The organism is Saccharopolyspora hirsuta (assembly GCF_008630535.1).
Taxonomy (GTDB): Bacteria; Actinomycetota; Actinomycetes; order Mycobacteriales; family Pseudonocardiaceae; genus Saccharopolyspora; species Saccharopolyspora hirsuta.
In genome coordinates this window covers 103,799-115,832 of the sequence record NZ_VWPH01000013.1, presented here as the reverse complement: position 1 = coordinate 115,832, position 12,034 = coordinate 103,799, and the positions used below count along the sequence as shown (strand labels likewise).

At 70.1% G+C, this 12,034-nt stretch carries 11 protein-coding genes; 6 read left to right on the top strand and 5 right to left on the bottom strand.

Features of this window, described 5'->3' with window-relative positions:
* Window positions 1-189: 189 nt before the first annotated feature.
* From F1721_RS26110 to F1721_RS26100, 3 genes are all read left to right on the top strand, one after another.
* Entirely contained in the window at window positions 190-2,550 is a 2,361-nt protein-coding gene (locus tag F1721_RS26110; protein WP_246155313.1) for an LCP family protein, read from the top strand.
* Window positions 2,551-2,645: 95 nt separating this feature from the next.
* A complete protein-coding gene (gene phoU, locus F1721_RS26105) occupies window positions 2,646-3,293 on the top strand; it encodes a phosphate signaling complex protein PhoU (RefSeq protein ID WP_150069431.1) in 648 nt (215 codons plus the stop codon).
* A 151-nt stretch (window positions 3,294-3,444) separates the two neighbouring features.
* A complete protein-coding gene (locus tag F1721_RS26100) occupies window positions 3,445-4,287 on the top strand; it encodes a helix-turn-helix domain-containing protein (RefSeq protein WP_150069430.1) in 843 nt (280 codons plus the stop codon).
* Between the two features lie 310 nt (window positions 4,288-4,597).
* Here the strand turns inward: F1721_RS26100 and F1721_RS26095 are convergent, their stop codons facing one another.
* On the bottom strand, window positions 4,598-5,401 hold the full coding sequence (locus F1721_RS26095; RefSeq protein ID WP_170301606.1) for a helix-turn-helix domain-containing protein: 804 nt from the start codon (window positions 5,399-5,401) through the stop codon (window positions 4,598-4,600).
* Between the two features lie 108 nt (window positions 5,402-5,509).
* Here F1721_RS26095 and F1721_RS26090 point away from each other — a divergent pair, with 108 nt between their 5' ends.
* The 3 genes from F1721_RS26090 to F1721_RS26085 all read left to right on the top strand — a co-directional run bounded on the left by F1721_RS26090 (window position 5,510) and on the right by F1721_RS26085 (window position 7,889).
* Complete coding sequence (locus F1721_RS26090) at window positions 5,510-5,866, top strand: nuclear transport factor 2 family protein (protein ID WP_150069429.1); 357 nt, start codon at window positions 5,510-5,512, stop codon at window positions 5,864-5,866.
* A 79-nt stretch (window positions 5,867-5,945) separates the two neighbouring features.
* Entirely contained in the window at window positions 5,946-6,092 is a 147-nt protein-coding gene (locus tag F1721_RS34560; protein WP_170301605.1) for a hypothetical protein, read from the top strand.
* Window positions 6,093-6,188: 96 nt separating this feature from the next.
* Window positions 6,189-7,889, top strand: a complete 1,701-nt coding sequence (locus F1721_RS26085; protein ID WP_150069428.1) for a PstS family phosphate ABC transporter substrate-binding protein — start codon at window positions 6,189-6,191, stop codon at window positions 7,887-7,889.
* Window positions 7,890-7,989: 100 nt separating this feature from the next.
* Here the strand turns inward: F1721_RS26085 and pstB are convergent, their stop codons facing one another.
* The 4 genes from pstB to pstS form a co-directional block, all read right to left on the bottom strand.
* Entirely contained in the window at window positions 7,990-8,766 is a 777-nt protein-coding gene (gene pstB / locus F1721_RS26080; RefSeq protein WP_150069427.1) for a phosphate ABC transporter ATP-binding protein PstB, read from the bottom strand.
* Between the two features lie 10 nt (window positions 8,767-8,776).
* A complete protein-coding gene (gene pstA / locus F1721_RS26075) occupies window positions 8,777-9,691 on the bottom strand; it encodes a phosphate ABC transporter permease PstA (protein WP_150069426.1) in 915 nt (304 codons plus the stop codon).
* Window positions 9,688-10,650 carry a phosphate ABC transporter permease subunit PstC gene (gene pstC, locus F1721_RS26070; RefSeq protein ID WP_246155321.1) on the bottom strand — a complete coding sequence of 321 codons (963 nt, stop codon included), beginning with the start codon at window positions 10,648-10,650 and terminating at the stop codon, window positions 9,688-9,690. Before pstC ends, pstA begins: the two co-directional genes overlap by 4 nt.
* Window positions 10,651-10,816: 166 nt before the next feature.
* Window positions 10,817-11,932 (bottom strand): phosphate ABC transporter substrate-binding protein PstS, encoded by a 1,116-nt coding sequence (pstS, locus tag F1721_RS26065; protein ID WP_150069424.1) that lies wholly within the window; start codon window positions 11,930-11,932, stop codon window positions 10,817-10,819.
* Between the last annotated feature and the right edge of the window lie 102 nt (window positions 11,933-12,034).

Sequence of the window (12,034 nt, the reverse complement as noted above, 5' to 3'; positions counted from 1 at the left end):
CACGGTTGGTCGAAATAGACGAGGTGCCAGGCGGGATCGTGCACTGATTGTGAAGAAATTGTCGGTCCTATCGTCAGTTCGGGCGATCGGCCGTACTATCTCGGAGGCGCCGTCCGAAACACGTCGGGGGGTATCGAGCGCGTCGGCATCGTGCAGACCGTTGGCTTTCGCAGGTGGGAGGGAAAACGCGTGCCGCAAGACCCCCGGCATGGCGAAGTCGGGCACCGGCGTTCCCGCCCGGACCCGGACGCGGACGGCGGCTCCGCCACTACCGGTCGACGTCGCCGCGCGCTGAGCGAGGACGGCACCGGCGGCACCCGCGTCATAGACCTGCTGTCGAAGCACGGCAAGGCCCCCGGCAGCTCCACCCACCGCCGCGCGGCCGAACCGGAGCCCCCGCAGGCCCAGCAGCCGCGCCGCACCCGCCCGCCGCAGCCCGCCCCCGGCCCGGCCGCGCCCCCGGAACCGGCCGAACCGGCCGCGCGCCCCCCGGAAGCCGCGCCGCGCCGCCGCCCGGCCCCCCCGAACCGCCCCAGCACGCCTCCCGGCTGGACGCCGCCCGCTGGCGCGCGTCCCCCGCAGCCGCCCGCTGGTGAGCCCCGCCGACGCCAGGACACCCCGCCCCCGCCGAGCCGCCGCCCGGCGGGCGGCGCTGCAGCCGCCTTCGCCGGTGGCGCAGCCGCCCGCGGCGGACGCCCGGACGTTCCCCCGGAACCGCCCCGCAACGGCGCGCCCATCGAGCCGCCGCTCAACGGCCGCAACGGCGCCCCCGTCGAGCCGCCCGCTGCTCCCCGCAACGGTGCTGAGCCGACTCGCGGTGCCGAGGCCACGCGGATCAACCAGGCCCTGGGCGGGGACGCCCCGGCCAGCCCGCCGCGCCGGACGCGCCGCCCGGCGCCGAGCCGCCCGGTCCCGCCCCCGGTGAACGAGGACCTGGAGGCCACCACCCAGCACGCGCCGGTCCCGGCCGCGCCGCCGCGCGCCGAGGCGACCTCGGTGGTCTCCCGGCTGAACCCGGAGGACCAGCAGACCACCATCGCCAAGCCCGTCGCCCCGGCCAACGCCGCCGAGGAGACCGCCGTCGTCGCGGCCCCGGACGACCTGTCCGACCTGGTCGACGACGACGAGTTCGACGAGCTGGACGAGGACCTGGAGTCCGACGAGGACGCCGACGAGGACCGCAAGGCCGACATCAAGCAGATCGACGCCACCCTCGCCCGGTTCTCCGCGGTGCACGACGAGATCGCCGCCGAGGAGGAGGCGCGCCGCAAGAAGTTCGCCTGGCTGCTCGGCAAGCGCAAGGAGCCCGAGCTCGGCACCGACATGCCCTTCGACTTCCACGAAGGACGGGACGGGCAGTCCCGGATGGAGTGGAAGAAGAAGCAGCGCAAGCGCCGCACCAACCTGATCGTGATGGCGGTCGCGGTGGCCGCCTCGCTGTCGGTGTTCCTGACGCTGGGGATCGCCTGGGGCGCCACCACGTTCTGGGGCCCGTCGTCCATCGCGGCGCTGGACCCGAACTCCGACTCCATCAAGGACGTCGCCAAGCAGACCGGCGATCAGAACTTCCTGCTGGTCGGTTCGGACACCCGCGCCGGGGCGAAGCCCGAGGACGGCGTGGGCTCCGAGGACGAGACGCAGGGCGCCCGCTCGGACACCACGATGATCGCGCACATCCCGGCCGACCGGAGCCGCGTGGTCCTGGTGTCCTTCCCCCGCGACCTGCAGGTCGACATGCCCTCCTGCGAGCGCTGGGACCCCAAGACCGGCCAGTACACCGGTCAGCAGGCCCCGGCCCAGCAGGACGTCCGCCTCAACGAGGCGTACGCGGTGGGCGGCCCGCTGTGCACCACCAAGGTCATCCAGCAGATCTCCGGGCTGCGCGTGGACAGCTTCCTGGGCATCGACTTCAACGGCTTCAAGTCGATGGTGGACGCGGTGCACGGCGTAGAGATCTGCACCGAGAAGCCGATCGTCGACAGCACCCTCGGCACCGTGATCCCGGAGGCGGGCAAGCACACCATCAGCGGCGACCAGGCGCTGAACTACGTGCGCGCCCGGCACGTCGAGGGCGACCCGACCTCGGACTACGGCCGCATGCAGCGCCAACAGCTGTTCCTGTCCGCGCTGCTGCGCAAGACGATGTCCGGCCAGGTGCTGCTCGACCCGGCCAAGCTGAGCAACTTCGTCAAGGCGGTCAGCGCGAACACCTTCGGCGAGAACATCGGCGTCGACCGGCTGATGGACCTGGGCCAGCAGCTGCAGGGCCTGGACCCCAGCCGGGTCACCTTCATCACCGTGCCCACCACCGGCTACGCCAACGACGAGGGCATGGAGGTGCTGCGCGAGGCGGACGCCCGGGCGCTGTTCCAGGCGATCCTCGACGACCAGCCGATCAACCCCGACGGCAAGCCCCAGCAGGCCGGGAACCTGCCCAGCGGCGGCGGCGCGAGCTTCCACCAGCAGCCGGCGGACCCGACCCAGCCTCAGGAGCCGTCGGTCCCGACCGGCCTGTCCACGGTGAACGCGGGCACCGACCTCTGCGGCTGATCAGCAGCGCGGACGAGAAATTACTCATGGCGTGTTAACCACCGGTTCACCACGGGTCATTCTGTCCGATTACCGCTGGAAGTACCCTGGGTAGCATGCGTGAGGTCTACCAGGAACAGCTCGGCGAGCTCGCCGAAGAACTCGCTTCGATGTCGACCATGGTCGGCACCGCCATGGAGCGCGCCACCAAGGCACTCCTGGAGGCCGATCTGGAGCTGGCCGAACAGGTCATCGAGGACGACGTGCAGGTCGACGAGGCGCGGGCGCGCGCCGAGGAGCACGCCTTCGGGCTGCTCGCCCTGCAGGCCCCGGTGGCCGGCGACCTGCGGACGGTCATCTCCACCATCCACACCGCCGAGGACCTGGAGCGGATGGGCGACCTGGCGCTGCACGTGGCCAAGACCGCGCGCCGCCGCCACCCCAACGCGGTCCTGCCGCCGGACGTGCAGCCGTACTTCGCCGAGATGGGCCGCATCGCGGTCAAGCTCGCCGGGCGCGCCCGGACCGTCATCCAGACCCAGGACGTCGACGCGGCGCGCGGGCTGGAGGAGGACGACGACGAGATGGACGACCTCCACCGCCACCTGTTCACCGTGATGATGAGCCCGGAGTGGTCGCACGGCGTGGCCGCCGCGGTGGACGTGACGCTGCTCGGCCGGTTCTACGAGCGCTTCGCCGACCACGCGGTGTCGGTGGCCCGCCGGGTGGTGTTCATCGTGACCGGAAAGATGCCGAACAGCTGAGCCGTTCCCGCAGGTCGTCGGGGCTGTGACCAACGAAGTATTAATAGTCGGTCTCAGCACTCGATGCTGTGATCGGCGTGTGCGATCCTCGTTCGGGTGAGAACGTACCGAACCGCGGTCGGTGAGGTGCGCGGTGCGTAAGAGTCCGACCGTGCACAGACGACGGCTGGGCAGCGAGCTGCGGCGGCTGCGCGAATCGGCGGGGCGCACGCACCGCGAGGTCGCCGCCCACCTGGACTGCTCCCAGGGCAAGATCAGCCAGATCGAACTCGGCCGGGTCCCGGTCCGCACCTCGGACGTGCGGCTGATGGCCGAGTTCTACGGGGCGAGCACCGAGCAGCTCGCCTCGCTGGTGGACCTCGCGCAGGACTCCAAGCAGCGCGGCTGGTGGCAGCAGTACCCGAGCACCGCGCAGCGGCCGGGCCTGCAGACCTACCTCGGCCTGGAGACCTCGGCGAAGGCGGTGAGCTGCTACGGCGCGGACCCGCTGCCGGAGCTGCTGCAGACCGCGGACTACAGCCGCGCACTGCTGACCACGGACGCGCACGAGCACACCCCGGAGGAGCTGCAGGAGCGCCTCACGGTGATCTCGACCCGCCAGCAGCGCCTGCTCGGCGAGCAGCCGCTGGAGCTGTGGGCGGTGCTGGACGAGTCGGCGCTGCGCCGCGCGGTCGGCGGCCCCGGGGTGATGCGCCAGCAGCTGGAGCACCTCGTGCTGCTCGGCTACCGGCGCAACGTGACGATCCAGGTCCTGCCGTTCCGGGTGGGCGGCCACCCGCTGATGGGCGACCGGATCGCGGTGTTCTCCTTCCCGGACGAGGCCGACCCGCAGGTGGTGCACCTCGGCGACTCGGCGAACTCCCGCTTCCTGGACAAGGCGGCGGACACGGCGGACTACCTGAAGGCCTTCGAGCAGGTCTGCACCAGGGCCCTCAACCCGAAGGACTCCAGCGCCTTCATCTCCGCGATCGCCGACGAGTCCGCAGCCGCCTGAGTTCCGCGATTTCATTGAGGTTTTTCCAGCCTCGTTCTGCGTGGCGGTGCAAGTGGCGGAACCTCAGCGCCCGCCTGGCTGTGGGTGCCCAACTTTATGTATGCCAATACACGGCAGTTGGGCCGTCCTCGCCAGGCGAACGCTGAGAACCCGCGGCGGTGCGAGTTGCGAGGGTGGGCTATGCGCCTGCGGCGCATGCGACCCTCGCCGATCGGTGCCGGTCGCCCTTCGCAGCTGCGGTCCACGGCCAGGATGAACAATTTCAATGGAAATCGGACCTCCGATTTCCATGGAAATCGCGAGGCCGGGCTCAGGACCGGTCCGCCGCGCGGGCGCGGAGGAGGTCCGCCGTGGCCTGGTCGGCGGGGAAGAAGGACTCGATCGCCAGTTCCGCGACGGTGACGTCGAGCGGGGTGCCGAAGACCGTCGTGGTGCTGAAGAACGACAGCACCGCGCCGCCGCGGCGGAAGCGCAGCGGCACCACCACGTCACCGGCACCGGGGAGCTCCACCTCGGGTTCCGGCTGGTCGCACGGGTAGTCGCGGAGTTCCGCGTGGAGCTCGCGCAGCGCCGGGTCCGCCGTCGCGGCGGCCTGGCGCTGCAGCCTGCTGAGCACGTGGGCGCGCCATTCGCCGAGGTTGGCGATGTTCGGCGCAATGCCCTCCGGGTGCAGGCTCAGCCGCAGCACGTTCACCGGTGGGGCCAGCAGGTCCGGCGATGCGCCGTCGAGGAGGAGCTGGACGGCCTCGTTGCCGTCGACCAGGTGCCAGGTCCGGTCGACGACCAGCGCCGGGTACGGCTCGTGCCCGACCAGCACCTGCCGCAGCGCCGTGCGCACCGCGTCGAGCTCGGGCGCGTCCAGCGAACTCGCGGGGTAGACCGGCGCGTAGCCCCCGGCCAGCAGCAGCCCGTTGCGCTCCCGCAGCGGGACGTCGAGCTGCTCGCTGAGCCGCAGGATCATCTCCCGGGTCGGCTTGGACCGGCCGGTCTCCACGAAGCTCAGGTGCCGGGCCGAGATGTCGGCGTCCAGCGACAGCTGCAGCTGGCTCAACCGCCGACGCTCCCGCCACTCCCGCAGCAGCGCGCCCACCGGGCGCTGTTCCACCGTCGTCACACCACGACCGTAGCCACCACCGCCATTACCTCCCGGGTAATCGACGCGATGACCTCGACGCCGCAGGCTGTCCGCACTGCCGAACCCGAAGCACGGGAGGAAGAACCGATGACCGAACTGCTCGACCGCTACATCGCCGCCTGGAACGAGCGCGACGCGGACAAGCGCCGCGCCGCGGTCGACGCCCTCTGGGCGCCGGAGGGCACCTACACCGACCCGCTGGCCGACGTCCGGGGCCGCGAGGCGATCGACGCGACGATCGCCGCCGTCCAGGACCAGTTCCCGGACTTCGCCTTCCGCCCCGGCGAGCTCTTCGACGCCCACCACGACATCGCCCGCTTCACCTGGGAGCTCGGCCCGGTGGACGGCGAAGCGGTGGTGGTCGGCTTCGACGTGGTGGTCCTCGACGCGGAGGGCCGCATCAAGCACGTCCACGGCTTCCTCGACAAGGTCCCCGCGATGTGAGCGGAGGTGGGAGGGCACCTGCTGACGAGGTGCCCTCCCACCGAACGTTCATCGCTGCCAGGACGTTCCGGGTGAGTCGTTGCTCGGTGGCCCCGGCTTCCGCGAAGCGGCGCAGGGATCGTTCCACGCGGACCTGATCCGGCACGTGCAGCGCGAGGGCAAGTCGTTCACCGCAGCGGTCCAGGCCCTGGCGAGCGGTCTGCTCGACCAACCCAACGCCCGGTGAACAGCAGCTGACAGGTCGTCGCGAAACAACCCGAAACCCCTTCGGAATCACTAGATTTGGCCATCCCGGTTGATCTGCGCGCAGGGGGAGCGGGTCGTGGCGGACAGCGATTCCTGGAACCTGGTCCTGGCGGCGCTCGGCGTGCTCGTCCCGATCCTCCTCGGGCTCTACGAGTTCGCGATCGCCGGTCGCAAGCGGCTCGGCTACCGGATCCAGATGGACACCATCGGCGGCAGCGGCGCCGGCCTCTCGTCCCCGGACGCCGGGGCGCTGGAACGCCTGGTGCACGGCGAGAACGCCGAACCGCTGAAGGCGCCGTCGTTCATGCTGCTGCGCGTCGAGAACTACGGCACCACCAACATCACGCCGGAGGACTACGCCGTCCCGAACAACGACCCGGTGGGCATCCGGGTCAAGTTCCCGGGGCGGCGGGTCGCCGGGATGGTGATCACCGAGCTCAGCGACGAGAGCCTGGCGCCGAACTTCACGCGGGAGAACGGGCTCCGGGTGGCCGAGGACGTCATCGAGCTGCCCCGCGTGTCGCTGAACCCCTACCAGCACTACAAGGTCCTGGCGGTGCTGGACCGGCGCCCGGAAACGCTCAACTCGCCCGAGCTGATCAAGGAACCGGAGGTCATCGGCGGCATCAAGGGCGGGGTGGCGCGCCGGCTGTTCCACGGCGGTCTGCTGGGCAAGCGCAAGGACGTCGGCACGTTCGGGGTCCTCAAGGAGACCCGCAGCGAGCGGCTGTCCGTCCGGCTGGTGGTGGCGCTCAGCACCTTCCTCGTGTCGATCATCCTCGTGCAGTACGTCGTCTCGCAGTACCGGTCCACCGCCCCGCTGGACTGCGCGACGGGCCAGCTCGACGTGGTCGGCTCTACGGCCTTCCAGCCCGCCCTGGCGGACGCGAAGGCGATGTACGAGAAGACCTGCCCGGGCTCGACGATCAACGTCAACACGACCGGGAGCGGCGCGGGCCTGTCGGTGCTCAACGACGCGGGCAACCAGCTGAACCGGGCCGAGTTCGAGTCCGGCGAAGGGGACTTCAGCAGCCCCGAGATCATCGCCTTCTCCGACGGGCCGAAGAGCGGCGACTACCCGCTGCTGCTGCCCCAGCCGGTGGCGTTCTCCCTCTTCGGCGTGGTGGCCAACCCGGAAGCGGCCGTGCAGGACCTCTCCGCGGACCAGATCCGGATGATCTACGCCGGGCAGATCACCGAGTGGGGCCAGGTGGGCGGCAAGCCCGGCCTGCCGATCCGGCTGGTGAGCCGGGACTCCAACTCCGGCACCCGCAAGACCTTCGAGAAGCACGTCCTCGACCCGGACCCGTCCGACGACGTGCCCGGGCGCGAGCCGCGCATCACCTCCGACGACTGCCTGGTCTTCGACCCGGGAGTGGCCCCCGCCCGGTGCGAGCGGGACTCCACGGCGGCCCTGCTGGCGAAGGTGGCGACCACGCCCGGCGCGCTCGGCTACGCGGAGGCCCAGGCCGCGGTCGGCCGCGACGACGTGGTCCAGCTGCGGATCGGCGGCCAGCCCGCAACGCTGGAGGGCGCCGACCAGGGCACCTACCCGTTCTGGGAGACGGTGTACGGCTACACCTACAGCGATCCCCGACCGGACTCCCTGGCCGCCAGCTTCCTCCGCTACCTGACCAACCAGGTGGGCAAGGACATCGTCCGCTCCCACGGCCACAGCCCGTGCGCGGACCTGGAGAACCCGATGTCCTGCCAACCGGAGCTCCCCACCGCCCAGCAAGCGGTCGCAGACCCCAGCCACGGCCTACCACCCCGCTGAGCGGGCCGAGGTCGGCAGCGGTTTCGCGCGAAACCGCCGCCGGACACGCGAAAGGGGCGGCGATTTCGCGCGAAATCGCCGCCCCTCGCCGCGGACCGGATCAGCCGAAGCGACCCGAGATGTAGTCCTCGGTGGCCTTCTGAGTCGGGTTGGAGAAGATCTTGCCCGTCTCGTCGATCTCCACCAGCTGGCCGGGTTCGCCGACCGCGCGCAGGTTGAAGAACGCCGTCTGGTCGCTCACCCGCGCCGCCTGCTGCATGTTGTGGGTGACGATGACGATCGTGTAGTCCTGCTTGAGGTTCGAGATCAGGTCCTCGATCGCCAGCGTGGAGATCGGGTCCAGCGCCGAGCACGGCTCGTCCATCAGCAGGACGTCCGGGCGCACCGCGATGGCCCGCGCGATGCACAGGCGCTGCTGCTGACCGCCGGAGAGGCCGCCGCCCGGCTTGTTCAGCCGGTCCTTGACCTCCTCCCACAGGTTCGCGCCGCGCAGCGCGCGCTCGGCGACCTCGTCGAGCTTCTTCTTGTTCTTCTCCCCGGCCAGCTTCAGCCCGGCCACCACGTTGTCCCGGATCGACATCGTCGGGAACGGGTTGGCCCGCTGGAACACCATGCCGATGGTCTTGCGCACCTGCACCGGGTCCACGTCGCTGGCGTAGATGTCCTCGCCGTCGAGCATCACCTTGCCCTCGACGCGCGTGCCCGGGATGACCTCGTGCATCCGGTTCAGCGACCGGAGCACGGTCGACTTGCCGCAACCGGAGGGGCCGATGAACGCGGTGACGCTGCGGGCGGGCACCTGCAGGGTCACGTCCTGCACGGCGTGGAACTTGCCGTAGTACAGGTTCAGGTCCTTGATGTCGAGACGCTTGGCCATGTTTCGGTCCCTACTTCGTCTTGATCGCGAACAGCTTCGACAGCAGCGACGCGACGAGGTTGATCAGCATGATGACGACCACGAGGGTCAGCGCGGCGCCCCACATGCGGTAGTCACCGGCCGGCGTACCGGTGCTGCGCTCCATGTAGATGGCCAGCGGCAGCGACGCGAGCTCGCCCTGGAACAGGTTGAAGTTGATCGAGGCCGAGTAGCCCACCAGGATCAGCAGCGGTGCGGTCTCGCCCAGCACGCGGGCCAGGCCGAGCATCACACCGGTCAGGATGCCGGACAGCGCCGTGGGCAGCACGATCTTCATGATCGTCTTCCACTTCGGCAGGCCGAGCGCGTACGCCGCCTCGCGCAGCTCGTCCGGGACGATCAGCAGCATCGTCTCGGTGACCCGGACGACCACCGGGATCATCAGCAGCAGCAGGGCCAGCGCCACCGCGAAGCCGCTGCGGGTGAAGCCGAGGGTGGTGATCCACAGCGCGTAGATGAACAGACCGGCCACGATCGACGGCAGACCGCTGAGGATGTCCACCATGAAGGTGGCGACCTTCGCGAACTTCGACTGCCGCCCGTACTCGACCAGGTAGACGCCCACCATGATGCCCAGCGGCACCGAGATGACCAGGCAGACCAGGCCTTCGAGCAGGGTGCCGACCAGCGCGTGGTAGATGCCGCCGCCGAAGTCGTTGGGCAGCAGGCCGTTGAACGAGTGCGTCCACCAGTCCGCGCTGAGCACCGGCTTGAGGCCGCGCTCCAGCAGCGTCCACAGCACCCACAGCAGCGGGATCACGGCGATCACGAACGCCGCGCCGAACAGCGTGGTGGCCAGGTTGTTCTTGAACTTGCGCGCGAAGCTGATCCGCTGGAACGCCGGTGGCGTGGCCAGCTGCTCCACGTCAGCGGTGTCGGTCCTCATGCTTTCCCCTTACCGCTGGCGCTCTCGATCCAGCGCGCGATCGCGTTGACGGCGAAGGTGATGATGAACAGCACCAGCCCGGCCGAGATGTAGGCGCCCACCTGCATGTTGTTGTTGAACTCCGCGGAGCCGAGCGCGATCTTGGAGGCGAAGGTGGCACCGGCGTCGAAGATGCTGTAGCCGGGCGGGGCCGTGGTGGAGCTGAGGATGATGGTCAGCGCCATCGTCTCGCCCAGGGCGCGCCCCAGGCCCAGCATCGAACCGCCGATGAAGCCGTTGCGGCCGAACGGCCACACCGTGGTCCGCACGACCTCCCACTGGGTGGCGCCGAGCGCGAGCGCGCCCTCGATCTGCTGGTTGGGGGTCCGGGAGAAGACCTCGCGGGTCACGCCGGTGATCGTCGGGATGATCATCACGGCGAGCACGATCCCCGCGGTGAAGATGTCCGTGCCCAGGCCCATCGGGCGCACGTTGCCCTCGGCGAAGATCGGGATCCAGCCGAGGTACTCGTTCAGCCACAGGGCCACCGGCCGCAGCACCGGCCCGAGGACCAGGAAGCCCCACAGGCCGTAGACGACCGACGGCACCGCGGCCAGCAGGTCGACGATGTAGGCGAACGGCCGGGCCAGGCTGCGCGGGGCGTAGCGGGTGAGGAACAGCGCGATCCCGCAGGAGAGCGGCATCGCGATGATCAGCGCGACCAGCGAGCTCGCCACCGTCACCCAGGCCAGGTCGAGGATGCCGAACTTGAGGTTGTTCGGGTCGCGGGTGTCCCACTCCCGGCTGAACAGGAAGTTCCCCTCGTTGACCTGCAGCGAGGGGACCGCCCGGATCAGCAGGAAGATCGCGATGGCCGCGATCAGGGCGACCACGAAGGCGCCGGAGGCGGTGGCGATCGAGGAGAACACCCGGTCGCCGAGGCGGTGCGTCTTGCCCGCGGAGGTGTCGGGAGCGGAAATGGGAGCCTCCGGTCCGGAACTAGGCGCCGAAGCGCCCCGCGGGGCACCGGTCTCGGTGTCCGCGGGGCGCAGGTCGGCTCTCGTCGAGTCGGTCACTGCTGCTTGCAGCCTCTCACTTCGTAGATTCGACCCGTTGTTCGCCCAGGCTGGGTGCGACCCGGGTTACTCAGGAGATGGCGTTGACGGCCTCGGTGACCTTGGACTTGAAGCCCTCGGGCAGCGGCACGTAGCCCGCGTCCTGCAGCTGCTGCGGGTCGGCGTTGGCCGCGACCGTCAGGAACGCCTTGACCGCCTTCGCGGTCTCCGGGTCGTAGCCCTTCGAGCAGACGATCTCGTAGGTGTTCAGCACGATCGGGTAGACGCCCGGCTGCTTGTTGCCGTAGATCGACTCCAGGTTGACGCGCAGGTCGTGGCCCTCGCCCTCGATCTGGGCGCCGTCGATCGCCTTGCCGACGTTCTCGGTGGTCAGCTCGACCGGACCGGCGCCGCTGTCGATCTTGGCCTGGCCCAGCTGGAGGTTCTTGGCGAACGACCACTCGACGTAGGTGATGGCGCCCGGGGTGGCCTTCACCGACTGCGAGACCTGGTCGCTGCCCTCGCGGCCCTGGCCGACGCCCGGACCGCCCTGGAAGGTCTTGCCCTTGCCGGTCCACGCGCCGCTGGTGGCGGTGGCCAGGTACTTCTGGAAGTTCTCGGTGGTGCCCGACTCGTCCGAGCGGAAGAACGGCACGATGTCGGTGGACGGCAGCTGCGCGTTCGGGTTCAGCGCCTTGATCGCCGGGTCGTCCCACTTCTTGATCTGGCCCTGGTAGATCTTGCCGATCACGTCGGCGTTCAGGGTCAGGTCGTTGACGCCCTCCAGGTTGTAGGCGATGGCGACCGGGCCGAAGACCATCGGGAGGTTCCAGGCCGGGTTGCCCTGGCAGCGCTCGGCGGCCTTGGCGACCTCGCCCTTCTCCTCGTTCAGCGGCGAGTCGGAACCACCGAAGTCGACCTGGCCCGCGGTGAAGGCGGCGACGCCCTTGCCGGAACCGGACTTGGTGTAGTTGACGTTCTGCCCCTGGCACTTGAGCCCGTAGTCGCGAGCGAAGACGTCGACCGCGTTCTTCTGCGCCGAGGAGCCCTCACCGGAGACCGGCTTGGTGCCGCACTCGAGCTGCAGCGAGTCCAGCGCCGGGTTGCCGCCCCCCTGCGGGGTGTTCTGGTCGGAGCCGCAGCCGGCGAGCACGAGCGCGCCCGCGGCGAGAACGGCGAACGCAGCGCTGTGCCGCTTGATCTTCACTTCGTTCCTCCACTCGGAAAGACCTGCGGATGTGCGGCCGAGCCCCGTTCGGCCCGTGCTCTGTGCCGCTCGCCAGGGACGTTAAGGAGCCGTGGTGGACGG

Bases quoted from the DNA above. Each gene is read 5' to 3' on its own strand.
- phoU (WP_150069431.1), top strand. From the start codon at position 2,646: ATGCGTGAGGTCTACCAGGAACAGCTCGGCGAGCTCGCCGAAGAACTC.
- F1721_RS26090 (WP_150069429.1), top strand. From the start codon at position 5,510: ATGACCGAACTGCTCGACCGCTACATCGCCGCCTGGAACGAGCGCGAC.
- pstB (WP_150069427.1), bottom strand. From the start codon at position 8,766: ATGGCCAAGCGTCTCGACATCAAGGACCTGAACCTGTACTACGGCAAG.
- pstA (WP_150069426.1), bottom strand. From the start codon at position 9,691: ATGAGGACCGACACCGCTGACGTGGAGCAGCTGGCCACGCCACCGGCG.